Genomic DNA, 24,068 nt, shown 5'->3' with positions numbered 1-24,068 from the left:
CGTGCGCATCGAGCTGATCACCTACTCGACGAAGCCGCGCGGCGGCGTCGTGCACACGCTCTCGCTCGCCGAAGCGCTCGCCCGCCGCGGTCATGACGTCACCGTCTGGACGCTCGGTCGCGGCGGCGACCAGGCGTTCTTCCGCCCCGTCGACCCCGCCGTGCGCGTCCGGGTCGTGCCCTTCGCGCCGCGAGACGACGAGAGCGTGGGCGACCGGATCGAGCGTTCGATCGTCACGATGCGCGCGGAGTTCGCGGCACCGGCCGGCGCCGTCGTGCACGCCCAGGACTGCATCTCCGCCAACGCCGTGGGTCCCGCCATCCGCACCATCCACCATCTCGACGCCTTCGAGACGCCGCGGCTGATCGAGTGCCACGAGCGCGCCGTCGTCGAGCCGATCGCCCGCATCTGCGTGTCGCGAGCCGTCGCCGCCGAGGTACGCGAGAAGTACGGACTCGGCGTCACCGTCATCTCGAACGGCGTGGATGCCACCCGCTTCGCGGCCGCCGCGTCGCCCGGCGCAGCGGCGCTCCGCGACCGGTGGCGCGAGCGGCTCGGTCGCTACGTGCTGGCCGTGGGCGGCATCGAACCGCGGAAGGGGAGCATCGACCTGCTCGAAGCCTTCGCACGGGTGCGGGACCGGCATCCGGATACGTCACTCGTCTTCTGCGGGGGCGAGACGCTGTTCGACTACCGGGACTACCGCGCGCGGTTCGATGACCGCGCCGAGGAACTCGGCATCCGTCCCGTCGTGCTCGGCGCCCTCGCGCACGAGGAGGTGCCGCCGCTGGTCGCCGCCGCCGGGGTGATGGCGTTCGTCTCGACCAAGGAGGGGTTCGGGCTCGCCGCGATGGAGGCGCTCGCCGCGGGGACCCCGGTCGTGGCGCGCGACCTTCCGGTGCTGCGCGAGGTCTTCCGCGACGCCGTCCGATTCGCCGACGGAACCGACCCGATCGCCGCGGAGTTGTCGGCGGCGCTGGAGGGCGATCACGTCCCGGCGGAGGCCGGCGTCGCGCTGGCGCGCTCGTATTCGTGGGATGCCGCGGCGGAGCGCCACGAGCGTTTCTACGGTGCCGTCCTGCGAAACGGGGGTGATGGCGGTGCGCCGATCGATCTCGCGGATCTTCGCTGACGCGGCGGCCGACGATCCCTCGCGCGTCCTGCTCGTCGACGCCGACGGGGAGGTGACGGCCGCGGCGCTGGATGCGGCGGCGAGTCGTCTGTCGGCGACGCTGCGCGCGAGTGGGGTGGGTCGCGATGACCTCGTGGCGATCTCGCTCCCGAACGACCGCTCGTTCGTCGTTGCGGCCGTCGCCGTCTGGCGGGCGGGCGCCACCCCGTTGCCGATCGCGCCGCACCGGTCGGACGAAGAGCGCGCTGCGCTCGTGCGTGCCGCCGGGCCGACGGCGTTCGTCGGTGACGGTGCGGTCGACGCCTCGGTCTCGACGGTGCCGTCGGCCCGGGTCGCCGCCGCCTGGGTGGGGGCGCCGGTGCCGCCGACGGAAGACGTGTGGGCTGCGCACTGGAAGGCCGTGCCGTCGTCGGGAAGCACGGGCGAGCCCAAGATCGTGCTGGCCGCCGGACCCGCGCTCTTCGATCCGACCCGCCCGGTGGCCGATTTCCTCCCGCGTGAGGCGGTGCAGCTGGTGTCGGGGCCGCTGTGGCATTCCGCGGTCTTCACCTACGCGATGCGGGGCCTCATGACCGGGCACCGCCTCATCGTGCTGCCCCGTTTCGAGGAGCGCGCCTGGCTCGAGGCCGTCGCGCGTCACGGTGTGACGTGGGCGCTGCTGGTGCCCACGATGATGCACCGGCTGCTGCGGGAGCCCGCCCACGCCACCGCGGACGTCTCGAGCCTCGAGACCATCGTCCACATGGGCGCGCCGTGCCCCGTGGTGCTCAAGACCCGGTTCCTCGAATGGCTCGGTCCGCAGCGGGTCATCGAGGTGTATGCCGGCAGCGAGTCCAACGGCCTGACGATGATCGGCGGCGAGGAATGGCTGCGCCACCCCGGCAGCGTCGGCAGGCCGATCGGCGGGACCGAGGTGCAGATCCGGCGCGTGGACGGGACTCGCGCCGTTGTGGGCGAGGTCGGCGAAGTGTGGATGCGGCGCGGCGCCGACCCCGCGTACCGCTACCTGAACGCCCCGAGTCGCCGAGACGCCGAGGGCTGGGACACCCTGCGCGACCTGGGCACACTCGATGCCGACGGCAGGCTCTTCCTGCGGGACAGGGTCGACGACGTCATCGTGTGCGGGGGAGTGCGCATTCCTCCCGCCAAGGTGGAGGCGGTCCTCGAGAGCCACCCGTCCGTCCGCAGCGCTCTCGCGTTCGGGCTTCCCGACGGGCGAGGAGGCGAGCTCGTCGCCGCGGTCGTCGACGTCGCTGAGTCCTCGGTGGACGCGGAAGAGCTGGACCGCTGGGCGGAGGAGGAGTTCGACCCGGCCCACCGGCCGGTGCGGATCCACGTCGTTCGGGAACCTCTGCGCAACGACGCGGGGAAAGCCAGCCGGGGCGCGTGGGCGCGGAGGCTGCGCGAGGCGTGAGGGTGACGTCCGTGAGGCATCCGGTGCTACACCGCCCGCGGCGGCGCCGTCGACTCCCGCACGACGAGCTCGGCCGAGAGCTGCACACGGCGGTTGGCGATCGTCTCGCCGCGCGACATGGCCAGGGCCAGGCGCGCGGCTTCGGATGCCATGCCGGCGAGTGGCTGATGGACGGTGGTGAGCTGCGGGTTGACCCAGCGGCACAGGTCGACGTCGTCGAAGCCGACGACGGAGAGATCCTCGGGCACGCTCAGACCTCGCTCGCGCGCGGCCAGGTAGATGCCGTAGGCCTGCTCGTCGGAGCCGCTGATGATCGCGGTCGGACGGTCGGGGGCGTCGAGCAGTTCCCCACCGAACCGGATGCCGCCCGAGGTGAGCGAGTCACCGATGCGCACCAGTGACGGATCGGGGACGATGCCCCGGCGTCCGAGCGCCGACATGTAGCCATCGAGCCGGTCCTGATGACACTCGAGGTTCAGGGGACCGGTCACGAACCCGATGCGCGTGTGTCCGAGATCGAGCAAGTGGTCGGTGGCATCCCGTGCCCCGGACCAGTCGGCGGCAGACACCGTGACGAACGACTCGGTGTCGGTGCCCACGGGGTCGACCAGCACGACGGGCACGTTCAGCCGGGCGAGCTCGTCGCGCCCGACCGGGTCGATCTCGGTGACGACGATGACGATCCCGTCGGTGCCGCGTCCGGCGACGCGCTGCAGCCACTCGGGGGAGCCGGCCGGTGAGCCGTCGGTGGCGGTGACGACGAGATCGGCCCCCGCGCGGGCCGCCTCGGCCTGCGCCCCGCGCAAGAGCTCGGTGGCCCACTGCGTCTCGAGGCTCACGATCACGAAATCGAGCAGAGAAGTTTCGCGACGGGCTTTGCGTCGTTCGTAACCGCGCTCCTCGAGCAGCTTCTCGATCTCTTCGCGCTTGGGGGCGGAGATGCCCGGGCGCCCGTTGAGGACGCGCGAGACGGTCGGCACCGAGACCCCGGCGACATGGGCGATCTCCGCCAACGTGGCGGTGCGCTGCGACATGTGGTCCCTCTTCCCATCCGAGGCCCCCCGGGGCTCTTGACCGCGATGCGGCAATGGATCTACTATAACCATCACGCAAGTTGTGCAACAAGTTGCTTCCAGCGTCGGTAAAACTTGCGATGCAAAACGTGCACCACGCGACGATCGCTGGTGCACCTGCCCTGCAGCACAAGAGGAGAGAAGTCCATGTCAAAGAAGACATCCCCGTGGCGCCGTGTCGGCGCGACGGCTGTCGCAGGAATCGCCCTGCTGTCGCTCGTCGCCTGTTCGGGCGGCGGTTCGGGCGGCGGGAGCGACTCGGGTTCGGCGACCGAGGGAGATCTGGTGTGGTGGGGGTGGACGCCGGACAAGCCCGTGGCCGATCAGCTGATCGCGGCGTTCAACGAGGAGTACCCCGACATCAAGGTCGAGTTCGTCTCGAAGCCGATCGACAACTACGACTCGGTCATGGGACCCGCCATCACCTCGGCGGACGGCCCTGACATCTTCAACGTCGCTCCCGGTTCGGCCAACGGCGGCGTCGAGACCTTCCAGGCCGGTGCGATCGACCTCGGTCCCGTGGTCGAGGAGTCGCTCGGCGCGGATTGGCGCGAGAAGCTGTCGGCATCCGGAGTCGAGGGACTCGTGGTCGACGACAAGGTCGTCGGGCTCTCGGCGGGTTCGGTGTACTCGGGCAGCATCTGGATCAACAAGGACATGTTCGACGCTCAGGGGCTGACGCCCCCGACGACGCTGGACGAGTGGAAGAAGGTCTGCGCGACGTTCCAGGCCGCGGGCCAGGGCTGCTTCGTCCAGGGCGCGGGACAGTGGGCGTTCGACATGGACACCTTCGAGGCGATCATGGAGAACGTCGAGCCCGGTGCGTACATCGAGGCCTCGCTCGGCCAGCGGTCCTACACCGACCCGGCGTTCACCGAGGGCATGGAGATCTGGAAGTCGCTCTTCGACGACGGGATCATGCAGGAAGGCGCCGTCGGGCTCCAGCAGTACCCTGACGCCAGCAACGCCTTCATGTCGGGCCAGTACGCGATGGTCATGATGGGCACCTGGTACACGCAGTACACCGTGCGCGACACGATGATCGGCGCGATGGAGGCCGCGGGCGTGTCCAACCCCGAACCCTTCACGATGATCCCGATCCAGTTCCCCGACGTGGCCGGCACCGGCAACACCGGCAACATGTTCGGTGACGCCGACTACGGTCTCGCCATCAGCGCCCAGTCCGACCAGCAGGCCGCGGCCAAGACCTTCGTCACGTGGCTGACCACGACCGAAGCCGGTCAGCAGACGGTCGCCAACACGCTCAACGACATCCCGTCGCTGCTCGGCATCCAGCCCCAGTGGGACCAGATCGACCTGGTCACCCCCGCGGTCCAGCTCGAGGCGCTCCAGAAGTACACCGACGTCGCGGCCTCGTCGTCGCAGCCGCGGTTCGCCACGGTCTCGGCCGACTTGAACAGCGCCTTCCGGGACGCTCTCATCGGCGTCGCCACGGGTGACGTCGCCATCGACGCCGCACTGGCCGGCCTGCAGTCCGTCGTGGACTCGCAGAAGTAACCAGTGCTGCCACCCCTCCGTGGGCGGGACGTCTCCCGCCCACGGAGGGGACCCCTGCCCGACTCAAGGAAGAGCACATGAGCACCCTCACAGAAACCCTCGTCACCGCGGGTCGGTCGCGACGCGACGCGAGACGCGGCCCGCGCAGCGGGCGGAAGTCCCCCTACCCCGGCGGTCTTCCCTGGATCCTCCCGGCTCTCGCCCTGGTCGTCGGGATGATCTACTTCTCGATCGGCTACACCGGATACGTCTCCACGCTCGACTGGAACGGCTTCATTCTGAGCCCGTCGGAGTCGGTCGGAGCCGACAACTACGTCGCCATGTTCGGCGACGAGGTCTTCTGGCAGGCCATCTGGCACACCGCGATCTTCTTCGTCGTGACCTTCACCGCGCAGACCCTGATCGGCTTCGTGTTCGCGGCGATCATGCACTCGCGCATCCACCTGGCGCCCGTCTACAAAGTCATCATCTTCGTCCCCACCGTCCTCGCCCCGGCGACGATGGCCCCCGTCTTCCGCCTGATCTTCGACGCGAACGGGTCGTTCAACGGCATCCTCTCGGCGATCGGCCTCGGCTCGCTCACCCAGCCCTGGCTGGCCGGCAACGTCACCGCGATGGCGGTCGTCATGCTCGTCACGATCTGGCAGTGGACGGGTCTGACCTTCATCCTCTTCTATGCCGCGATGAGCCAGATCGAGCCCGAGATCCTCGAGGCCGCGCGGGTCGACGGGGCCGGCAACATCCGCACGCTCTGGTCGATCGTCTGGCCGATGTGCCGCGGCACCGCCGTCGCCCTCGCCGTGCTCGGCGTGATCGGCGCGCTGAAGACGTTCGACGTGCCGTACCTGGTGACCAAGGCCGGGCCCAACCACGCCACGGAGTTCCTCGGCACCTACATCTTCCAGACCATGGTCCAGGAGAAGCACTTCGGTTACGCCGCGGCGATCTCGATCGCCCTGCTCGTGCTGGCGGTCGGCGGCGGTCTGCTGATGAACCGGATCAACCGACAGTCCGAAGGAGCCTGATCCATGTTCGACATCCGCTCCCGATCCTCGCGCTGGGGCCTGCAGCTCCTCGCGACACTGATCGTGCTGCCGTATCTGTTCCCGCTCATCGCGATGGTGCAGGGGTCGCTCGCCGGCCAGGGCTTCGGCAACTACGCCAAGGTCTTCGCCACCGGCATCGTCCACGTCTACTTCCTGAACAGCATCATCATCGCCGCCTCGACGATCGTTCTCGTCTACGTGTGCACGATGCTCGCCGCGTTCGGCTTCGCGAAGCTGCGGATCGCCGGCAAGGAGATCTGGTTCTGGCTCCTTCTCGTCGCGCTGACGATGCCCGAGGCGGTCCTTCTGACGCCGCTGTTCGTCACCGCATCAAAGTTCGACATGTACAACGAGCTCATCGCCGTGATCCTGCCGCTCGCGGCCCTGCAGGTGCCCTTCACGGTGCTCCTCGCGCGCAGCTTCTTCAATGGCATCCCGACCGAGCTGATGGAGGCGGGCCGCATCGACGGCGCGAACATCGTGCGGGTGTTCTGGCACATCGTTCTCCCCCTCACCCGCCCGATCGCCGGCGCCATCGTCGTGCTGACACTCATCAACAGCTGGAACGCGTACCTGCTGCCCCTGCTGATGCTGAACGACCCGAACAAGCAGGTGGTGACGTTGCTTCCGACCTTCTTCATGAGCCAGTACACCAACGACCAGACGGGCGTCCTGGCGGCGGCGGTCATCACGGCCGTGCCGGTGATCGCGGCCTACCTGCTCCTCCAGCGCTCCTTCGAGCGTGGCCTCGCGGCGGGAGCGCTCAAGTGACGCGCGGGCTGCTCGCGGGGCAGTTCGCCGTGGTCACGGCCGGGACGTCCGGGATCGGTCGCGCCATCGTCGAACGCTTCGTGGCCGAGGGGGCCGACGTCCTCACGACCGGGCTCACCCCGGCGCGCATCGCCGAGGCGCGCGAGGCGTGGGGAGACCGTGTCCGGGTGCTGCAGGCCGACGCCAGCAGCCTCGACGGCCTCGACGAGCTCGCGGCGGCGGCGCGGGAGCGCAGCGGCGGCGTCGACGTCCTGGTCGCCAACGCCGGGCGCGACGTCGCGTCGACCCCGATCGCCGAGACGGATGCCACGACTTTCGACCACGTCAGCGACCTCAACTTCCGAGGGACGTTCTTCACGGCCCAGCGGTTCTCGCCCCTGCTGAACGACCACGCGCGCATCGTGCTGGTGTCCTCGATCGCGGGCACCAACGGCGGTCCCGGCCACGCCGTCTACAACGCGACCAAGGCGGCGGTCCGTTCGCTCGCCCGCACGCTGACGGCGGAGCTGGGGGAGCGCGGCATCCGGGCCAACTCGGTGAGCCCCGGGCCGACCGCGACCGCGGGCTTCGATCAGTTCACCGGAGGCTCCGAGGCCGTGGCGGCCGCGGTGGCCGAGATGGTGCCGCTCCGGCGGATCGGGCGTCCGGACGAGGTCGCCGCGGCCGTGGCGTTCCTCGCCAGCGCCGAATCGAGCTTCGTGGCCGGTGTCGACCTCGTCGTCGACGGCGGCATGAGCCAGGTCTGACCCTTCCCCCGTTCCCATTTCGTTCTCTCGTTCATCCCCCAAGAAGAAGGACTTCTTTTGAGCACTCCCCTGAAATTTGCCGTCATCGGCACCGGCTGGCGGTCCGATTTCCACATCCGCATGGCCGCCACCTCTCCCGAGCGCCTGGAGGCCGTCGGCGTCCTGGCCCGCAGCGATGAGGCCGCCGAGCGCATGGCTCAGCGGTGGGGGATCCCCGTCGTCCGCACGATCGACGAGATCCTCGCGCTCGAGCCGGACTTCGTGATCGCCTCCGTCTCGTGGCCGTCGATGCCCGGTGTCGTGACCGAGCTCGTCGAGCGCGGCGCCAAGGTCCTGGCCGAGACCCCGCCGGCTCCGACGGCGGACGGGCTGCGCGAGCTGTGGGCGGCGGTCGGTGCCTCCGGTCGAGTGCAGGTCGCCGAGCAGTACATGCTCATGCCGGGTCACGCGGCGCGGCTCGAGGTCGTGCGGTCGGGCGCCATCGGCCAGCCGACCGCGGTCGAGGTCGCCTCGACGCACCTGTACCACGCGACGTCGATCATGCGCGCCTACCTCGGTGCGGGCATGGAGGATGCCGTCGTCTCGGCGCGCACGTTCACGGCCCCGCTGGCCGACCCCCTCACGTTCGACGGCTGGGTCGAGAACCCGCAGCCGCAGCCGCGCACGACGACGATCGGCACGATCGACTTCGGCGACGGCCGGATGGGGCTGTACGACTTCGTCGACAACCAGTGGTGGAATCCGCTGCTGGCCCGGCGCCTCGTGGTCCGCGGATCGCTCGGCGAGATCGTCGACGACTCCGTCACCCGTCTGTCGAGCGAGGGCGTGCTGACCTCGCCCATCACGTACCGCCGCACCGGGGTCGACATGAACCTCGAGGGCAACGAGGTCGTCTCGGCCGCGTTCGAGGGGCGCATCGTCTACCGGAACCCCTGGGTCGGCACGCGCCTGTCGGAGGACGACATCGCGGTCGCGTCGTTCCTCGAGCTCACCGGGCGCTGGGCGCGCGGCGAAGCCGAGGGCCCCTACTCCCTGGCGGACGCCTGCCAGGACCATCTGCTCGGGCTCGCCATCGAAGAGTCCGCTCGTAACCGCGCCGACGTGCGCGTCACCAAGGAGGTGTGGGCCTGATGCCCCTCATCACGATCGAAGTTTCCGAGACCGTCCCCGTCGCCACGCGCCTGGCGTATGCCGAGGCCGTGCACCAGGGTCTCGCCGAAGGCCTGGGCATGGACATCGAGGACCGTTTCCAGGTGATCCACCCGCTGCCCGCGGATCACATCATCGCCGACCCCCACTACCTCGGCGGCGAGCGTCGGGACGTCCTCTACGTTCGCATCCTCATGGTCAGCATGTACGACGACGAGACCAAGGCTCGGGCGTTCCGCGCTGTCGCGCGCCGCTTGGAGGCGGAGGATGTGCGGCCCGACGACGTCTTCATCGCGGTGACCGAGAACACGATTCCCGACTGGTACCCGGGCGCGCGCGGGGAGTCCACGCCCGATGCCTGATCTCTCGCAGCGCCGCGTCGGTGGACGCGTGCGTCTCGTCGACCCGTCCGGGCGTCCCCTTGCGGGCGCCCGGGCGCGGGTCGAGCAGACCGCGCACGCCTTCGGGTTCGGCAACATCGGTTTCGACTTCCTCGAGTGGATCGGAGGCGCGCCCGATCTCGAGGGTGCGCGCGAACTCGAGCACTTCGGGGGAGCGCTCTCGCCGGACCCCGAACGCCTGGCCGCCGACTACCTCGATCTCTTCAACGCGGTCACCCTGCCCTTCTACTGGCGCGGGTACGAGCCCCAGCGGGGGCAGACCGACGAGGTCCGCCTGAAGCGCACCGCCGAGTGGTTCGCCGCGCGCGACGTCCAGATCAAGGGCCACCCCCTCGTCTGGCACACGCTCACGCCGTCGTGGCTGCTCGACCTGAGCGACACCGAGGTCGAGGACGTCCTACGCGACCGCGTCCGCACGACCGTGGCGAACTTCGCCGGGGTGATCGACCTGTGGGATGCCATCAACGAAGCGGTGATCCTCCCGGTGTTCACCGCCGAAGAGAACGCCGTCACGCGCTTGGCACAGTCCAAGGGGCGCGTCGAGATGGTGAAGCTCGCGTTCGAGTCCGCCCGCGAGGCGAACCCCGACGCCCGCCTCGTGCTCAACGACTTCGACCTGTCGGCGGACTACGAGCGCCTCATCGCGGACTGCCTGGATGCCGGCATCCAGATCGATGCGCTCGGGGTGCAGACCCACATGCATCAGGGGTTCCGCGGCGAGGAGCAGATCGCGCAGATCCTGGAGCGCTTCGCCGCGTTCGGGCTGCCGCTGCAGATGACCGAGACCACGCTGCTCTCGGGGGACATCATGCCTCCCGAGATCGTCGACCTCAACGACTACATCGTCGACGAGTGGCCGAGCACCCCCGAGGGGGAGGCGCGGCAGGCCGACGAGATCGTGCGCCACTACCGCACGGTCCTCGCGAACCCGGCGGTCGAGTCGCTCACCTATTGGGGCATCACCGACCACGGTTCCTGGCTCGGCGCTCCCGCCGGAATCCTCCGCGCCGACGGCAGCCGCAAGCCGGCCTACGACGCGCTGCACGCGCTCATCCGCGGCGAGTGGTGGATGGGGTCGACCGACCTCACCGCCGACGCCGACGGGATCGTCGCCGTCGACGGGTTCGCGGGCCGGTACCGCGTCGACAGCGGCGCGGCATCCGCTGTCGTCGAGGTGTCGGACTCCACGCCGATCGAGATCGTGGTGGACCCCGATGCCCGGTGAGGCAGCAGAAACAGGCGTCGGCGGCGGGGTGAGCGACGTCGTCGCCCTCGCCGCCGGCGCGGCCCCGGCCGTCCGCGCCGCGAGCCGCGAGGTCCGGGCCGGGTGGCTGCGCGCCATCGCGGGGGCTCTGGATGCCGATGCGGACGCGCTCGTCGAGATCGCCGACCGCGAGACGCACCTGGGCGCTGAGCGCCTGCGCGGCGAGGTGGCCCGCACCACCGGGCAGCTGCGCCTGTTCGCCGGTGTGCTCGAGGAGGGTTCGTACCTCGAGGCGATCGTCGACGCCGCCGACCCCGCCGCGGTTCCGCCGCGTCCGGAGTTGCGCCGCTTCTTGAGGCCGCTCGGGACGGTCGCCGTCTTCTCGGCGTCGAACTTCCCGTTCGCGTTCTCGGTCGCCGGCGGCGACACCGCCGCGGCCCTCGCGGCGGGATGCCCCGTCGTGGTGAAGGGGCACTCCGGCCACCCGGAGCTGTCGCGGGCGACCGCGCGGATCGTGACCGACGCGCTCGCCGCGGCCGGTGCGCCGGCGGGAGCTTTCGGTCTCGTCGAGGGTCGCCAGGCGGGCCTGGATCTCGTGCGGGCACCGGTCGTCCGGGCCGCGGCCTTCACCGGGTCGCTCGCGGGGGCACAGGGGTTGATGGACGAGATCGCCCGGCGCTCCGACCCGATCCCGTTCTTCGGCGAGCTCGGGAGCACGAACCCGGTCGTCGTCACCCCCGGCGCCGTCGCGGCTCGTGGCGACGCGATCATCGACGGGCTCGTCGCGTCCTTCACCCTCGGCGGGGGACAGTTCTGCACGAAGCCGGGACTGGTGATCGTACCCCGCGGGGTCGCGGACGACCCGCGCCTGCGCGCGCGCGTCGCGGAGCGCCCCGAGTTCACCCTGCTCACCGATCGCATCGCGGCGGCGTTCGCGCCCGGTGTGGATCGTCTGCGTGAGGAGGGAGCGGCGCGCGTCGTCGCGGGCGAGACCTCCGGGGCGTCCGGGCCCGTGCACGCGGTGATCGTCGCGACCGACGTCGCCACGTTCGTGGAGCGCTCCGACGCGCTCCTGGAGGAGTGCTTCGGCCCCGTCACGGTGCTCGTGGAGTACGACGAGATCGCCGAGGTCGTCGCGGCTCTCGCCCTCGTGGGTGGGTCGCTCACGGGCACGCTCCACGCGCAGCCGGGCGAGGCGATCGATGCGGTCGTCGCGGCCCTGGAAGAGCGCGTGGGTCGCGTCGTCTTCGACGGCTGGCCCACGGGCGTCGCCGTCACCTGGAGTCAGCACCACGGGGGTCCCTGGCCGGCGACGACGAACACGTCCACCTCGGTGGGAGCCACCTCGATCCGTCGGTTCCTGCGCCCCGTCGCCTACCAGCAGGCGCCGTCCGAGACTCTCCCCGCCGATCTGCGCGACGAGGCTTTGGCGGGCATCCCGCACCGTCGCGACGGCGAGCTCGTGCTGCCGTCCCCGAACAGAGGAACCACCCCATGACCGACCACGCACCCGAGGGCGGCAGGCGCAGCGCCGAGTTCTACGGCGGCGACGACCGCAACGCCTACCTCCACCGCGCGTGGATGCGCCGCGGGGTGCCGGATCACGCCTTCGACGGGCGTCCGAACATCGCGATCGCCAACACCGCGTCGGAGCTCACGCCGTGCAATGCGCACCTCGACGAGGTCGCGCAGAGCGTCAAGAACGGTGTGTACGAGGCCGGCGGCATCCCCTACAACCTGCCGATGGTCTCGATCGGCGAGACGACCGTCCGCACCACCGCGATGCTGTGGCGCAACATGGCCGCGATGGCGGCGGAAGAACTCCTCCGCGCGAACCCGGTGGATGCCGTGGTGCTGCTCGGCGGGTGCGACAAGACCATCCCCGCCCTGCTCATGGCCGCCGCGTCCGTCGGCATCCCGGCCATCGTCGTGCCCGGCGGGCCGATGCTCAACGGCACGTTCCACGGAAAGCCCCTCGGGTGCGGAACCGACGTGTGGAAGCTCAGCGAAGAGGTGCGCGCGGGAGGTCTCGCGAGCGACGTCTTCCGCTCGACGGAGTCGTCGATGATCCGCAGCCGCGGGCACTGCAACACGATGGGCACCGCCTCGACGATGGCGTTCATGGCCGAGGCCCTGGGCATGACGCTGCCCGGGATCGCCGGCATCCCGGCCCCCGACAGCCGCCTGCTGGAGTACTCGCACGCGACCGGCCGCCGCATCGTCGAGCTCGCGCGCGAGGGCCTGACCCCCGCGGATGTCATGACGAAGGCGTCGTTCCACAACGCGATCGTCGCGCTCGCCGCGATCGGTGGATCGACCAACGCCGTCGTGCACCTGCTCGCGATCGCCGGTCGCGTGGGCGTCGACCTCACGCTCGACGACTTCGACGCGATCGGCGAGGGCGTACCGCTGCTGGTGAACCTCCAGCCCGCGGGCGCCTACCTCATGGAAGACCTCTTCCGCGCCGGCGGCTACCTCGCGGTCCTCCGGGAGGTGCGCGACCGCCTCGATCCCACGGCGATCACCGTCGCCGGTCGTCCGCTCGTCGACGAGCTCGACGCGCACGAGGTCTGGGACCGCACCGTGATCCGCACGGCGGAGGAACCGCTGCTGCCGGATGCCGGAATCGTGGTGCTGCGCGGAAACCTCGCGCCGTCGGGAGCGATCATCAAGCCCGCCGCGGCCACTCCGGCGCTGCTGAAGCATCGCGGGCCGGCCGTCGTGTTCGACTCCGTCGAGGACATGCGGGCCCGCATCGACGACCCCGACCTCGTCGTCGACGAGGACTCCGTGCTCGTGCTGCGCGGGTGCGGGCCACGGGGATACCCCGGGATGCCCGAGGTGGCGAACATGCCCCTTCCGCGGAAGCTCCTCGAGCGCGGGGTGCGCGACATGGTCCGCATCTGCGACGGCCGCATGAGCGGCACCGCGTACGGCACCGTCGTGCTGCACGTGGCCCCCGAAGCCGCCGCCGGCGGCCCCCTCGCCCTCGTGCGCGCCGGTGACCTGATCGAACTCGACGTGGCGGGCCGGAGCCTGCGGATGCTGGTCTCCGACGAGGAGTTGCGCACCCGCGAGCCGGCGTCATCGGCGACCGCGGCGTACGCCGCGCCCCGGCGTGGCTGGGAGCAGCTCTACGTCGACCACGTCCAGCAGGCCGACACCGGCGCCGACCTCGACTTCCTCGTCGGGGCGACCGGGCCGGCCGTGATGCGCGAGTCCCACTGACCATGAAGGAGCCCCGATGTCGTCCCTGATCCACGCCGCCGTGCTGCGAGAGCCCGGCGAACCCCCGCGGATCGAGCAGATCGAACTCGCCGACCCCGGTCCGGAGGAGATCCTCGTCGAGATCGAGGCGGCGGGCGTCTGCCACTCCGACCTCCACTACCTCCGGGGAGAGCTGCGCTGCCCGCTCCCCGTCGTGCCGGGGCACGAGGGCGCCGGCCGCGTGCGGGCGGTCGGCGAGCGCACGAGCGGCGCGATCCGCGTCGGTGACCGGGTGGCCCTGCTGTGGCGGCCCAACTGCGGGCGGTGCCGCCAGTGCATGGTCGGCGCCCCCATCATGTGCGAGATGGGTGCGGTCCAGGCCCAATCCGGTGGCCTGCTCGACGGCACCACGCGCATGAGCGACACCGACGGGCCCGTGCACCACCTGCTCGGGGCGTCGAGCTTCGCCGAGCGGGTCGTCGTCCACGAGCGCAGCGTCGTGCCCGTGCCCGACGACATCCCGGCCGAGATCGCCGCGATCGCGGGGTGCGCCGTGATCACCGGTGTCGGGGTCGCACGCAACGTCATCGGGCGGTGCCTGGGCGACCCGGTCGTCGTGATCGGGGCGGGCGGTGTGGGGCTCGCGGCCATCATGGGCGCGAAGCTCTCCGGCGCCTACCCCCTCATCGCCGTCGACGTCGACGCGGACAAGCTCGAGCTCGCCCGCCGTCTCGGGGCGACGCACACCGTGCTCGCGGGGGAGGGCGACCCGGTCGATGACGTGCTCGCGATCGCGCCCGGCGGGGTGGCGTGGGCCATCGAGGCCGTCGGCCGCCCGCAGACCCTCACCACCGCGGTGCGGATGCTCCGGCCGCTCGGCACCGCGGTCGCGGTCGGGCTCGGCGCCGTCGGGCAGACGTTCGACGTGCCGATCAACGAGCTGGTGCAGCGGCAGAAGAAGATCGTCGGGTCGCTGTACGGCTCCTCGGTTCCGGCGCTGGATCTCCCCGCGATCTTCGAGCTGTACCGTGCGGGGCTCCTTCCCCTCGACGAGCTCATCGGCACCCGCTACCCGCTCGACGGGGTGAACGAGGCGTTCGCCGCGCTCGCTGCGGGTGCGGTCGGGCGCGCGGTGATCCTGCCGGGCGGTGTTCCGGCATGACGTACGCGAGCTACCCGAGCCTGGCGGGACGTGTCGCCGTCGTGAGTGGCGGCGCGACCGGTCTCGGCGAGGAGATCGTTCGCCAGCTCGTCGCGCAGGGCGCCCGTGTCGGGTTCGTCGACATCGACGTTCCCGCGGCGGAGGCGCTCGCCGCCGAGCTCGGCGAGGCCGCCCGATTCCTCCAGTGCGACGTGCGCGACATCCCCGCGCTGGAGGACGCGATCGCGCGGTTCGCCGCCGAACTGGGTCCCGTGCAGATCCTCGTCAACAACGCCGCGCACGACCTGCGGCACACGATCGACGAGCTCGACGCGGCGTACTGGGACGACCGGCAGGCGGTGAACCTCCGGCACCACTTCTTCGCCGCGCGGGCCGTCGCCCCGCTGATGCGGGCGGCGGGCGGCGGCTCGATCATCAACATGGGGTCGATCAGCGCGCACATCGATCTGCAAGACCTGGTCGGCTACATCACGGCCAAAGCCGGCATCGAGGGACTCACGCGTACGCTCGCTCGCGAGCTCGGCCCGGATCGCATCCGCGTGAACTGCGTCATCCCGGGCTGGGTCATGACGTCGCGGCAGGTGCGGGACTGGGTGACTCCCGAGGCGGAGGAGCACATCCGGCGCAGCCAGAGCCTGGAGGACAAGGTGTACCCGGCCGACGTGGCACGCATGGTGCTGTGGCTGGCCGCCGACGATTCGGCGATGTGCACGGCGCAGAAGTGGGTGGTCGACGGTGGGTGGCTCTGACCTGACACGTCCGGTTGAGGTCCGCTGGATCGGTGATCCCGCGGTCGACCACGGCGAGGGCGCCTTCTGGGATGCCACGACGGGCACGCTGCGCCACGTCGACATGCTCGCCGGTGACCTCATCACGGTCGCCGAAGAGGTGGCATCCGTCGATCGCACGCACGTCGCGGACGTGCTGAGCGTGATCCGGCGTCGTCGGGGCGGCGGGTTCGTCGCTGCGGTGGAGCGCGGTTTCGCGCTGCTCGACGACGACCTCGCCGTCGTCCAGCGGATCCCGGTGTTCGACGACCCCGGGGTGCGCATGAACGAGGGCGCGTGCGACGCCGCAGGGCGCTTTTTCTGCGGCTCGATGGCCTACGACATGCGTCCGGGCGGCGGTCGGCTCTACCGCCTCGACCCCGACCTGAGCGTCCACGTCGTCCTCGAGGGGGTGTCAATCCCGAACGGACTGGTGTGGACGGATGCCGGGACCACGGCGCTCCACGCCGACACGCTCTCGCGCGAGATCCGGGCCTACGACTACGACCTCGATCGCGGCACGTTCGGCGCCTCGCGGGTGTTCGTGCGGATGGAGGACGACGCTCCGGGGTCTCCCGACGGCATGGCCCTCGACGAGGAGGGCGGCCTGTGGGTGGCCATGTGGGGCGGCGGTGCCGTGCACCGCTACGACCCCGAGGGGCGACTCGACCAGGTGCTGCCGCTCCCGGTGACGAACCCGACGTCGTGCGCGTTCGGTGGGGGCGATGACCCGGTCCTGTACGTCACGACCTCGCGTCAGGGGATCGCCGCGGGGGCGGAGCCGCTCGCGGGCCGGGTCGCGGCGGTTCCGTCGAGCGTGCGCGGGGCGCCGGTCTTCGCGTTCGGCGGCTGACGACGGCGCGGCCGGACGGAGCACCATGCCTGCTGTCCGGTTCGGTGTACGGACGGTGACGCTACGCCCGCCGCACCTCGAGGGCGCTGATTCCCGGCATCCCGACCCACGAGCGCCCATCCGCGGCGTCGACCAGGGTGAGCAGCACGGCGTCGCACGCGCGACAGCGGGCGACCAGGCCCATCGCGGTGGCGTAGACGGCGGTCGCGGCGACGGCGCCCAGCGACCCGCAGGCCCGACAGCGGACGAGGGAGTCGGTGGCATCCCACCCGAGCAGGTCGGCCAGGCGGCCGGCGAGCGCGTTGCCGTCGAGAACGTCCATCACGAGCCTCCGAATCGCTCGGTGCGGATGTCGCCGGGGCGGTGCCCGGCATCCAGGAGCCAGCGCGAGACGGCCTCGACGAACGGGGTCGGACCGCACACGTACACGCGGGGCGCGCGTTCGGCCCCGACGACCGCGTCGCGGAGGCGATCCGCGGTGAGGCGCCCCGGTGGCACCGTTGCCCCCGGAGGAGCGGTGCGGGTGTAGACGGGGTCGTACCGGAGGGTTCCGGATGCCGCGAGGGCGGCGAGCTCGTCGGCGAAGAACACGTCCTGCGGCGTGCGCACCGAATACAACAGCCGGAATTCGCTCGCGTCGCCGCTGTCGGCGTGCGCCTGCGCCATCGCGAACAGGGGCACGACGCCCGAGCCGCCGGCGATCAGCTGTACCGGGCGGGGGTCGGGTGTCGGTGTCCAGACGAAGAACGCCCCGAGGGGGCCGTGCACCTCGATCTCGTCGCCGGACCGCAGGTCGTGCACGAGGAAGGGCGATACTTCGCCCTCGGGCACCTCGTCCACGGCGAGCGTGACGCGCGTGCCCTCGCCCGCCGAGGCGATCGAGTACGACCGCGAGGCCTGGTAGCCGTCGGGCGCGGTCAGGCGCAGGTCGAGGTGTGCTCCGGCGTCGTTGCCCGGCCACGTCGGGATGTCGAGCTCGATGCGGCGCGCGGTCGGCGTCTCGGGGCGCACGTCGGCGACCGTCGCGGTGTGCCAGGCGGTCGGGCGGCGCGTCACCAGTACCGTTCCTCCTGCCACGGGTCGCCGTGCAGGTGGTAGCCGTTCTGCTCCCAGAAGCCGGGATCGTCGTCGGGCATGGTCACGAGGCCCCGCACCCACTTGGCGCTCTTCCAGAAGTACAAGTGCGGGACGAGCAGGCGCGCGGGACCGCCGTGCTCGGGGGTGAGCGGCTCGCCGTCGGCCTCGAACGCGATCCAGCTCTTGCCGTCGAGCAGGTCTTCCAGCGGGACGTTCGTGGTGTAGCCACCGTACGAGTGCGCCATGACGAAGTCGTGCGCGGTCTCGACCTCGTCGAAGATGCGGTCGAGCGACACCCCGCGCCACGGCATGTCGAGCTTGGTCCAGTGCGTGACGCAGTGGATGTCGACGGTGATGTCCTCCATGCCGAGAGCCTGCAACTGCGCCGTGTTCCACCGGTGGTCGCCGTTCTCGGTGCGGACGACGAACTCCCAGGCGTCGGCCTCGATCTCAGGCGTCGGACCGGCCGAGAGCATCGGCCAGTCTCCGACGAGGGTCTGTCCGGGAGGGAGGCGCGGATCGCGCTCGGCGCGGCGACCCGAGAAGCCTCGAGTGATGAACGACATGGATGCCTCTTTCCTCCCGGAGCCCGACGAGTTTCACCCTAGCCAGGTCGGTGGAGAGGCGACAGGGACGATTGTCGAGGCGCGCACGCGCGGTGTGCTCAGCTCGTCGAGGTCCCCTCGGTGGGTCGCGCGTCGGCGGCGGCCGCGAGCACGGTGTCGACGAGGGACGCCGTCTCCTCTCCGCCCACGGCGATCGGGAGCAGGAGATCCCCCGCGGTGGTCAGCAGCACCCCCGCCGGTCGATTGCCCGGGATGCCGAGGGCGACGGCGAACTCCCCGGACGGGTCGACGTGGAGTCCGTCGGCGTCGTCGAGTGCCGAACCGTCGCCGACCGGCACGATCAGCCGCACGTCCACGAGCGTCTCGAGTAGGTCGCGGTCCCACGTCATCCGGTCGATGAGGTTCTCGCACGAGCTGCACCCCCGGCGGACGAACAACAGCAACTGCGCGCGCCCCCGCAAGGCGCGCTGCCGGGGCACGACGACGCCACCGTCCGGAGTGATCAGGGCGGCGTCGGGCACGGCGTCGACCGCAGCCGAGCGCCGTCCCGCGGGGCGCAGAGACGCCCCGATCACCGCGAGTGCGAGAGCGGCCACGGCGAGCGCCGCGCTCGCGACCGGCTGCGCGGCCGCCTGCGCGGCGACGGGCCAAGCGGCGGGCATCGTGAAAGCTCCGACCGCGACGATCGCGCTCACGATGACGAGCGCTGTGTTCCGCGCGGTCATCCACGGTCCGACCCGGGTGGATGCCACGCGCCCGAAGCACCCGCACTCGTCGGTCGAGTGCCGCGCTTGCGCTCGAAGCCCCACGGCGAGGAAGACGAGCGAGAGCGCCAGCGCGGCGACGGCCGCGGCGGCGGCGACGGGTCCGGTGCCCAGGAGCAACCCGACCGCCGTGAGGACCTCGGTCGCCGCGACCGCGACGACCGTGGCACGCGCCGGCAGGTGCTCGATGCGCAGGGCGCGGAGCGTCGCGGGGGCCGAGTCACGGTCGAGCAGTTTGCTCGTGCCGCTGACGGCGAAGGTGGTGATGACGACGAAGGCGAGGAGCAGGACGAGCCCGGGCATCCCCCCAGGATCCCCCCGCGCGTCCGCTTCGTCCGGGGCGCGCGGGGCGGGTGAAGCCAGTCAGGACACGTCGGCTGACCGGTGGTGGCAGCAGGCGGGAACGCCGAGCATCCGCAGGGCGGCGAAGCCCGCGGCATCCACTTGACGAGACGCGGTCGCGAACGCGTCGAGGTCGATGCGCTCGCCTCCCAGCCACGTTCCCCGGATGCCGATCGCGCCGATGCGGGCCGGATCGACGGCGGCGGGGTCGGCGTCGAGCGCGACGAGGTCGGCGAGCTTGCCCGGAACCAGCGACCCCACGTCCGAGTCGGTCCCGAGGGCGTAGGCGCCGTTGATCGTCTGCGCGGCGATCGCCTCGTCGAGGGTCGTCGCCTGCGCCTCCCCGCGCACGGTGCCGCTAGAGGTCCGCCGTGTCACCGCGGTCTGGATGTTCAGCAGCGGTGTGGGCGGGCTGACGCTGCCGTCGTTGTGGAACGACGGCTTCAGCCCGGCGTCGAACGCGTCGCGGAAGCGCTGCCATTCGGCGCCGATCGCGGACTCGAACATCTGGCCGTCCAGCAGATCGCCCCAGTAGCAGAACTGGAACGGTCCCATCGAGGGGACGACGCCGAGATCCGCCATGCGGCGGAACTGGTCGTGGCGCGCGCCGCCGATGTGCTCGACGCGCCACCGGTGGTCGGTCCCGGTGAGGCTGTGCTTATCGAGTGCCCGGCTGAAGGCGTCCAGGACGATGTCCAGACCGATGTCGCCGTTGACATGGAACGCCATCTGCCACCCCTCCGACGCGTGCGCGTCGAGGAGCGCGTCGAGCTGGGAGCGGGAGTAGTTCATCGGCTTCTCGCCGGTGACCCCGGCCGGGATGCCGGCGGCCCGCGTCGCGGCGGTGTCGAGGTACGGCTCCGACATCGCGACGTTCCCGACCCACGGCGATCCGTCGGCCCAGAGCTTGATGCCCTGCTTGTGCAGCATCGTGGCCGGGACGTCCGAGACGAAGGGTTCGCCGCAGTCGGCCTCGGTGGACATGTGGTACAGCGTGATGCGCAAGGGGGCGCTCGGCAGGGTCGCGAGCGTCTCATACGCGCCCTTAAGGGGCGTCTTGTAGGTGAGCTCCGACGTCGAGGTGATCCCCGCGCTCGCCATGAGCATGTAGTACTCGACGGCGCCCTGCAGCGGCGTGGCGCTCGCGGCGATGGCGCTCAGGACGGGAGCGGCGAGGGCCATGGCAGCGGGCACCTCGGTGGCGCGGCCGTCGAGGGCGCCGTCGGGCGTGCGACCGAAGAATCCGCCCACCGGGTCGGCCGGGGGAGCGTCCACCCAGCCGAGCGCGCGGATCACCGCCGTGGTCACGTACGAGGTGTGGCCGGAGTTGCCGAAGACGAGCACGAGGCGGTCGCCGAAGATCTCGTCGAGCACCGCGGCGGTGGGTTCTTCGTGCTGCTGCAGCAGACCGTCGAAGCCGAAGAACGACAGGGGCGACCCGGGCTCCGTCTCGGCGATCGCCTTCCGGAAGACCTCGACCACGTCGTCCCAGGTCGGCGCGAACCACGGGGCGATCCAATACGCCGGGTACATCGTCGCCATGCCGCTGAGGACCGGATGCGAGTGCGAGTCGATGAACCCGGGCAGAAGACACGCGGCTCCGGTGTCCTCGACGGTGGCCCCCGGGAGCGCCGCACGGCAGTCGTCGAGCGACCCCACCGCCACGATGCGGTCGTCGCGAATCGCGATGGCCGAGGCCCGGGGCTGTGCGGGATCCATGGTGATGATCGTCTCGGCGGTGAGAATTCGCTCCATGGCCCGATTCTGCTGCCCCGCGCCGGGGCGGCGATAGTCCCGAGTCCCGGTCGCGTCGTGCGGGTGTGTGAAGATGGCGTTCTGCTTACCCATCCAGAGGAGCACGCATGTCGGTCGGTCTGCTCGCCGTCGTCGATGACATTCTGAGCGCCGCCCTCAAGGCGAGCGCGAAGACCGCGGGTGTCGTGATCGACGACGCCGCGGTGACGCCCCAGTACGTCCAGGGGATCACTCCGGCGCGCGAACTGCCGGTGGTCTGGAAGATCGCGCTCGGCAGCATCATCAACAAGTACGTCATCATCATCCCGATCGCGCTGCTGCTGACGGCGTTCGCGCCGTGGGTGCTGCCGTTCCTCCTCATCATCGGTGGCGGATTCCTGTGCTTCGAGGGTGCCGAGAAGGTGCTCGAGTGGTTCGGCGTGCATCACGGCGAAGAGGACGACGGTCCGCGCGACGAGCGCAAGCTCGTGCTCGGCGCCGTGCGGACGGACCTCATTCTCAGCACCGAGATCATGCTCATCGCGCTGTCGAGCCTCGACCCGGGTTTCGGTATCTGGATGACGCTCGGTGCGCTCCTCGTGATCGGCTTGGCGATGACGATCGTCGTCTACGGTGCCGTCGCGCTCCTGGTGAAGATCGACGACGTCGGTCTGCGGCTGATGAAGAGCCCGTCGCGCGGGGTGCGGCGCTTCGGCGTGCGGGTCGTGGCATCCATGCCCGCCGTGTTCCGGGTCATCAGCGTCATCGGCACCGTCGCGATGCTCTGGGTCGGCGGGCACCTCGTGGTGCAGAACCTCGCCGAGACGCTCTGGTCCGGGCCGTACGACCTTCTCCACGTCGTCGAGCACGCGATCGAGGCGGCCGGGCCGGTCGTCGTGTGGATCGTGGACTCCGCGATCTCTGCGGTGTTCGGGCTGATCCTCGGCCTGATCATCATCGCCGTGATCACCGGCATCCGTCGCGTCTTCGCGCGTGGGAAGGCGGACACCGCGCACTGACCGGGGTGCGCCAGCTCACGTGATGTGGTCGAACGCACGCCCTATGGCGCGGTGGTTCGCGTGGTCTCGTTCAGATCGCGTGATCTGGCGGCCAGGGGCCGGACTCAGTCCAGGCGGGAGTGCTCGCCGAGGCGGTGCCAGGTGCGGTTGTGGTACACCAGCGCGGCGCCGGGCTCACCGGGCTCGAGGTCGCGCTCGACGTTGACCTGCAGGGCCTGAGCGGCGATGACGGTCGAGCCGCCGGCATCCATCCGGCTGACGACGGCGCATCGCAGCCACGCGCGGACCCCGTGATAGACCGGCTCCCCGGTCGAGAGGCGCGTCCACGTCGTGGTGTCGGCGAAACGGTCGAGGCCGCTCGTGGCGCCGGCGCGGGCGAGGCCGATGTCTTCGGCGTCGAGCAGGTGGACCACGATCGTGGACGCGGACACGATCGTCGGGGTCGCCGACGACAGGCTCGACACCGAGAAGATCAGCAGCGGCGGGTCGGCCGAGACCGACGAGACCGAGGACGCGGTCAGGGCCACGGGGCCGTGCTCGCCGTAGGCGGTGATGACCGCGATCCCCCCGGGGTGACCGCGGAACGCGCGCTTGAAGTCGTCGGCGGACACGGACGTGCCGATCGCGGGGGTGCTCTCGGATCGCTCCTGCGGGAGGGAAGTCATACCTCGACGGTAACTCTCGTTGGCCGGTCCGGCGCGAAAATCCGCAACGCGGCGACACACAGGTGGGACGGCGCGCGGTGCGGTCAGCCGTCGAGGACCGCCCAGCCGCGCGGCGGGAGGGTGACGCGGCCGTCGTGCAGCGCGCCGTCGCCGGTGACGACCGAGGCCGCGTCGGCGGCGGGGAGCGTGACGGGCGCGTCGTCGAGGCTCAGGGCCACGACGATCGCGTCGTCATCGACCGCGGTGCGCAGCACGAGCGTCGTGTTGGTCACCTCGACGACGTCGGTGCGGGCGCGCCAGAGCCACGGATGCCGCCGGCGCAGAGCGATGAGCGCGCGATGCGCGTCGAGGATACGGTCGTCGACGTGCGCGACCTCGCCCGGGGTCGGGGGGAACTCCGGCCGCACCGCGTCGTCGCCGCCCTCGCGCTCCTCTTTCACCGCGGTCCAGCCGAACTCGTCGCCGGCGTACACCGAGGGGGTGCCGGCGACGGTGAACAGCACGGCGAGGGCGTGCGGGACGAGCTCGGGGCCGACCGCCGAGGCGATGCGCGTGACGTCGTGATTGCCGACGAAGGTCTGCGGCACGAACGTCGCGAGCAGCTCGTCGTGCCGCTCGATCGCGTGGCTCAGCTCGAAGAAATTGCCGTCGGCGATGCCGTGCCAGATCCCCTGCCAGAGCTCGTACTGCGTGAGCGCATCCATCGTGGAGGCGTCGACGATCGCCGGCCCGTCGCCGTGGATGACCTCGCCGACGAACCACGCCTCGGGGAACCGCTCGCGCACGCGCCGGAGCACGCGCGCCCAGAACTCCGGCGGCACCGCGTAGGCGGCATCCAGTCTCCAGCCGTCGATCCCGCGATCGAGCCAGTGGCACATGACGTCGACGACGAGGTCGACGGTCGCGTCGGAGGAGTGGTCGAGCGCGACGAGCGCGCCGTGCCCCTCGAACACGTCGGGCTCGAAGCGGCCGTCGACCCAGCGACCGCGGAAGAGGTCCGCGTCGTCGCCGCCGTCGCGCAGCGCGCGGAACGCGGGGTGGCCCCGGCCGACGTGGTTGAACACCCCGTCGAAGAGCACGCGGATGCCGCGCTCCCGCGCCGCGTGCAGCAACCGGTCGATGTCGGCGTCGTCGCCGAGCCGCGGGTCGATGCGGAAATGGTCGACGGTGTCGTACCCGTGGGTCTCGGACGCGAAGACCGGCCCCAGGAGGAGACCGTTCAGGCCCAGCTCGATGACGTGGTCGAGCCACGGCTCGAGGCGATCGAGGCGGTGCGTGGGCGCGGCATCCGGGTCGACGCCGTCGCGGATCGGGGCGCCGACGAACCCGAGCGGGTACACGTGCCACCAGAAGACATGTTCGGGCCAGCTGGGCATGCGCCGAGGCTATCCCGCGGTGCCGTCGCGCGGCGACGGGTTGCGCGCGACCCCTGGTTCGCGTGAGGAGTCAATTTTCGTC

The 24,068-nt window shown here is 71.0% G+C and carries 23 protein-coding genes; 15 read left to right on the top strand and 8 right to left on the bottom strand.

Going from position 1 to position 24,068, the window contains the following annotated elements; all coding sequences use genetic code 11:
- Nucleotide 1 precedes the first annotated feature (1 nt).
- Together AC3E6M_RS12510 and AC3E6M_RS12505 are read left to right on the top strand one after the other, a co-directional pair.
- Entirely contained in the window at nucleotides 2-1,132 is a 1,131-nt protein-coding gene (locus AC3E6M_RS12510) for an MSMEG_0565 family glycosyltransferase (RefSeq protein WP_138173489.1), read from the top strand.
- On the top strand, nucleotides 1,101-2,546 hold the full coding sequence (locus tag AC3E6M_RS12505) for an AMP-binding protein (protein WP_490530085.1): 1,446 nt from the start codon (nucleotides 1,101-1,103) through the stop codon (nucleotides 2,544-2,546). Before AC3E6M_RS12510 ends, AC3E6M_RS12505 begins: the two co-directional genes overlap by 32 nt.
- Before the next feature lie 26 nt (nucleotides 2,547-2,572).
- On the opposite strand, the gene AC3E6M_RS12500 is transcribed toward AC3E6M_RS12505, so the two are convergent.
- The gene (locus AC3E6M_RS12500; RefSeq protein WP_171024216.1) at nucleotides 2,573-3,580 is read right to left on the bottom strand and encodes a LacI family DNA-binding transcriptional regulator; all 1,008 of its coding nucleotides are present in this window, start codon (nucleotides 3,578-3,580) and stop codon (nucleotides 2,573-2,575) included.
- A 186-nt stretch (nucleotides 3,581-3,766) separates the two neighbouring features.
- Here AC3E6M_RS12500 and AC3E6M_RS12495 point away from each other — a divergent pair, with 186 nt between their 5' ends.
- The 12 genes from AC3E6M_RS12495 to AC3E6M_RS12440 all read left to right on the top strand — a co-directional run bounded on the left by AC3E6M_RS12495 (nucleotide 3,767) and on the right by AC3E6M_RS12440 (nucleotide 16,443).
- Nucleotides 3,767-5,137, top strand: coding sequence for an ABC transporter substrate-binding protein (locus tag AC3E6M_RS12495; protein ID WP_490530084.1), 1,371 nt, complete (start codon nucleotides 3,767-3,769; stop codon nucleotides 5,135-5,137).
- A gap of 77 nt (nucleotides 5,138-5,214) precedes the next feature.
- Nucleotides 5,215-6,162: a carbohydrate ABC transporter permease gene (locus tag AC3E6M_RS12490; RefSeq protein ID WP_490530083.1), complete on the top strand. Its 948-nt coding sequence runs from the start codon at nucleotides 5,215-5,217 to the stop codon at nucleotides 6,160-6,162.
- Between the two features lie 3 nt (nucleotides 6,163-6,165).
- Nucleotides 6,166-6,954 carry a carbohydrate ABC transporter permease gene (locus tag AC3E6M_RS12485; protein ID WP_138173479.1) on the top strand — a complete coding sequence of 263 codons (789 nt, stop codon included), beginning with the start codon at nucleotides 6,166-6,168 and terminating at the stop codon, nucleotides 6,952-6,954.
- Complete coding sequence (locus AC3E6M_RS12480) at nucleotides 6,951-7,700, top strand: SDR family oxidoreductase (RefSeq protein ID WP_138173477.1); 750 nt, start codon at nucleotides 6,951-6,953, stop codon at nucleotides 7,698-7,700. Before AC3E6M_RS12485 ends, AC3E6M_RS12480 begins: the two co-directional genes overlap by 4 nt.
- A 57-nt stretch (nucleotides 7,701-7,757) precedes the next feature.
- Nucleotides 7,758-8,831 carry a Gfo/Idh/MocA family protein gene (locus tag AC3E6M_RS12475; protein ID WP_138173475.1) on the top strand — a complete coding sequence of 358 codons (1,074 nt, stop codon included), beginning with the start codon at nucleotides 7,758-7,760 and terminating at the stop codon, nucleotides 8,829-8,831.
- Nucleotides 8,831-9,211, top strand: a complete 381-nt coding sequence (locus AC3E6M_RS12470) for a tautomerase family protein (RefSeq protein WP_490530082.1) — start codon at nucleotides 8,831-8,833, stop codon at nucleotides 9,209-9,211. Before AC3E6M_RS12475 ends, AC3E6M_RS12470 begins: the two co-directional genes overlap by 1 nt.
- The gene (locus tag AC3E6M_RS12465) at nucleotides 9,204-10,475 is read left to right on the top strand and encodes an endo-1,4-beta-xylanase (RefSeq protein WP_138173471.1); all 1,272 of its coding nucleotides are present in this window, start codon (nucleotides 9,204-9,206) and stop codon (nucleotides 10,473-10,475) included. Before AC3E6M_RS12470 ends, AC3E6M_RS12465 begins: the two co-directional genes overlap by 8 nt.
- Complete coding sequence (locus AC3E6M_RS12460; protein WP_490530081.1) at nucleotides 10,465-11,952, top strand: aldehyde dehydrogenase family protein; 1,488 nt, start codon at nucleotides 10,465-10,467, stop codon at nucleotides 11,950-11,952. The genes AC3E6M_RS12465 and AC3E6M_RS12460 overlap by 11 nt, the downstream gene beginning before the upstream one ends.
- A complete protein-coding gene (locus tag AC3E6M_RS12455; protein ID WP_138173467.1) occupies nucleotides 11,949-13,682 on the top strand; it encodes an IlvD/Edd family dehydratase in 1,734 nt (577 codons plus the stop codon). Before AC3E6M_RS12460 ends, AC3E6M_RS12455 begins: the two co-directional genes overlap by 4 nt.
- 16 nt (nucleotides 13,683-13,698) lie before the next feature.
- On the top strand, nucleotides 13,699-14,823 hold the full coding sequence (locus tag AC3E6M_RS12450) for a zinc-binding dehydrogenase (RefSeq protein WP_138173465.1): 1,125 nt from the start codon (nucleotides 13,699-13,701) through the stop codon (nucleotides 14,821-14,823).
- Nucleotides 14,820-15,572 (top strand): SDR family NAD(P)-dependent oxidoreductase, encoded by a 753-nt coding sequence (locus AC3E6M_RS12445; protein WP_138173463.1) that lies wholly within the window; start codon nucleotides 14,820-14,822, stop codon nucleotides 15,570-15,572. Before AC3E6M_RS12450 ends, AC3E6M_RS12445 begins: the two co-directional genes overlap by 4 nt.
- Nucleotides 15,559-16,443 (top strand): SMP-30/gluconolactonase/LRE family protein, encoded by an 885-nt coding sequence (locus tag AC3E6M_RS12440; protein ID WP_212743480.1) that lies wholly within the window; start codon nucleotides 15,559-15,561, stop codon nucleotides 16,441-16,443. Before AC3E6M_RS12445 ends, AC3E6M_RS12440 begins: the two co-directional genes overlap by 14 nt.
- Before the next feature lie 61 nt (nucleotides 16,444-16,504).
- On the opposite strand, the gene AC3E6M_RS12435 is transcribed toward AC3E6M_RS12440, so the two are convergent.
- From AC3E6M_RS12435 to AC3E6M_RS12415, 5 genes are all read right to left on the bottom strand, one after another.
- Nucleotides 16,505-16,765, bottom strand: coding sequence for a DUF6510 family protein (locus AC3E6M_RS12435; protein ID WP_138173461.1), 261 nt, complete (start codon nucleotides 16,763-16,765; stop codon nucleotides 16,505-16,507).
- Complete coding sequence (locus tag AC3E6M_RS12430) at nucleotides 16,765-17,499, bottom strand: FAD-binding oxidoreductase (protein ID WP_252370905.1); 735 nt, start codon at nucleotides 17,497-17,499, stop codon at nucleotides 16,765-16,767. Before AC3E6M_RS12430 ends, AC3E6M_RS12435 begins: the two co-directional genes overlap by 1 nt.
- Nucleotides 17,496-18,086 (bottom strand): molybdopterin-dependent oxidoreductase, encoded by a 591-nt coding sequence (locus tag AC3E6M_RS12425; RefSeq protein ID WP_138173459.1) that lies wholly within the window; start codon nucleotides 18,084-18,086, stop codon nucleotides 17,496-17,498. Before AC3E6M_RS12425 ends, AC3E6M_RS12430 begins: the two co-directional genes overlap by 4 nt.
- A 98-nt stretch (nucleotides 18,087-18,184) precedes the next feature.
- Nucleotides 18,185-19,153, bottom strand: coding sequence for a MauE/DoxX family redox-associated membrane protein (locus AC3E6M_RS12420; protein ID WP_138173457.1), 969 nt, complete (start codon nucleotides 19,151-19,153; stop codon nucleotides 18,185-18,187).
- 60 nt (nucleotides 19,154-19,213) lie between these two features.
- On the bottom strand, nucleotides 19,214-20,947 hold the full coding sequence (locus tag AC3E6M_RS12415) for an amidohydrolase (RefSeq protein ID WP_171024215.1): 1,734 nt from the start codon (nucleotides 20,945-20,947) through the stop codon (nucleotides 19,214-19,216).
- A gap of 107 nt (nucleotides 20,948-21,054) precedes the next feature.
- Here AC3E6M_RS12415 and AC3E6M_RS12410 point away from each other — a divergent pair, with 107 nt between their 5' ends.
- Entirely contained in the window at nucleotides 21,055-21,945 is an 891-nt protein-coding gene (locus AC3E6M_RS12410; protein ID WP_138173453.1) for a DUF808 domain-containing protein, read from the top strand.
- Between the two features lie 104 nt (nucleotides 21,946-22,049).
- On the opposite strand, the gene AC3E6M_RS12405 is transcribed toward AC3E6M_RS12410, so the two are convergent.
- Both AC3E6M_RS12405 and AC3E6M_RS12400 read right to left on the bottom strand, forming a co-directional pair.
- Nucleotides 22,050-22,610 carry a flavin reductase family protein gene (locus AC3E6M_RS12405; protein WP_138173451.1) on the bottom strand — a complete coding sequence of 187 codons (561 nt, stop codon included), beginning with the start codon at nucleotides 22,608-22,610 and terminating at the stop codon, nucleotides 22,050-22,052.
- Between the two features lie 83 nt (nucleotides 22,611-22,693).
- On the bottom strand, nucleotides 22,694-23,986 hold the full coding sequence (locus AC3E6M_RS12400; protein ID WP_490530079.1) for an alpha-amylase family glycosyl hydrolase: 1,293 nt from the start codon (nucleotides 23,984-23,986) through the stop codon (nucleotides 22,694-22,696).
- Nucleotides 23,987-24,068 lie beyond the last annotated feature (82 nt).

This window comes from Microbacterium sp. SCPM-O-B-15248 (M128), from assembly GCF_058214835.1.
The sequence above is the reverse complement of the archived record's forward strand: the minus strand, read 5'-3'. Positions and strand labels throughout refer to the sequence as shown.

Bases quoted from the DNA above. Each gene is read 5' to 3' on its own strand.
- AC3E6M_RS12490 (WP_490530083.1), top strand. From the start codon at position 5,215: ATGAGCACCCTCACAGAAACCCTCGTCACCGCGGGTCGGTCGCGACGC.
- AC3E6M_RS12485 (WP_138173479.1), top strand. From the start codon at position 6,166: ATGTTCGACATCCGCTCCCGATCCTCGCGCTGGGGCCTGCAGCTCCTC.
- AC3E6M_RS12500 (WP_171024216.1), bottom strand. From the start codon at position 3,580: ATGTCGCAGCGCACCGCCACGTTGGCGGAGATCGCCCATGTCGCCGGG.
- AC3E6M_RS12460 (WP_490530081.1), top strand. From the start codon at position 10,465: ATGCCCGGTGAGGCAGCAGAAACAGGCGTCGGCGGCGGGGTGAGCGAC.
- AC3E6M_RS12420 (WP_138173457.1), bottom strand. From the start codon at position 19,153: ATGCCCGGGCTCGTCCTGCTCCTCGCCTTCGTCGTCATCACCACCTTC.
- AC3E6M_RS12445 (WP_138173463.1), top strand. From the start codon at position 14,820: ATGACGTACGCGAGCTACCCGAGCCTGGCGGGACGTGTCGCCGTCGTG.
- AC3E6M_RS12405 (WP_138173451.1), bottom strand. From the start codon at position 22,610: ATGACTTCCCTCCCGCAGGAGCGATCCGAGAGCACCCCCGCGATCGGC.
- AC3E6M_RS12410 (WP_138173453.1), top strand. From the start codon at position 21,055: ATGTCGGTCGGTCTGCTCGCCGTCGTCGATGACATTCTGAGCGCCGCC.
- AC3E6M_RS12465 (WP_138173471.1), top strand. From the start codon at position 9,204: ATGCCTGATCTCTCGCAGCGCCGCGTCGGTGGACGCGTGCGTCTCGTC.
- AC3E6M_RS12425 (WP_138173459.1), bottom strand. From the start codon at position 18,086: ATGTCGTTCATCACTCGAGGCTTCTCGGGTCGCCGCGCCGAGCGCGAT.
- AC3E6M_RS12400 (WP_490530079.1), bottom strand. From the start codon at position 23,986: ATGCCCAGCTGGCCCGAACATGTCTTCTGGTGGCACGTGTACCCGCTC.
- AC3E6M_RS12495 (WP_490530084.1), top strand. From the start codon at position 3,767: ATGTCAAAGAAGACATCCCCGTGGCGCCGTGTCGGCGCGACGGCTGTC.
- AC3E6M_RS12450 (WP_138173465.1), top strand. From the start codon at position 13,699: ATGTCGTCCCTGATCCACGCCGCCGTGCTGCGAGAGCCCGGCGAACCC.
- AC3E6M_RS12415 (WP_171024215.1), bottom strand. From the start codon at position 20,947: ATGGAGCGAATTCTCACCGCCGAGACGATCATCACCATGGATCCCGCA.
- AC3E6M_RS12435 (WP_138173461.1), bottom strand. From the start codon at position 16,765: ATGGACGTTCTCGACGGCAACGCGCTCGCCGGCCGCCTGGCCGACCTG.
- AC3E6M_RS12455 (WP_138173467.1), top strand. From the start codon at position 11,949: ATGACCGACCACGCACCCGAGGGCGGCAGGCGCAGCGCCGAGTTCTAC.
- AC3E6M_RS12470 (WP_490530082.1), top strand. From the start codon at position 8,831: ATGCCCCTCATCACGATCGAAGTTTCCGAGACCGTCCCCGTCGCCACG.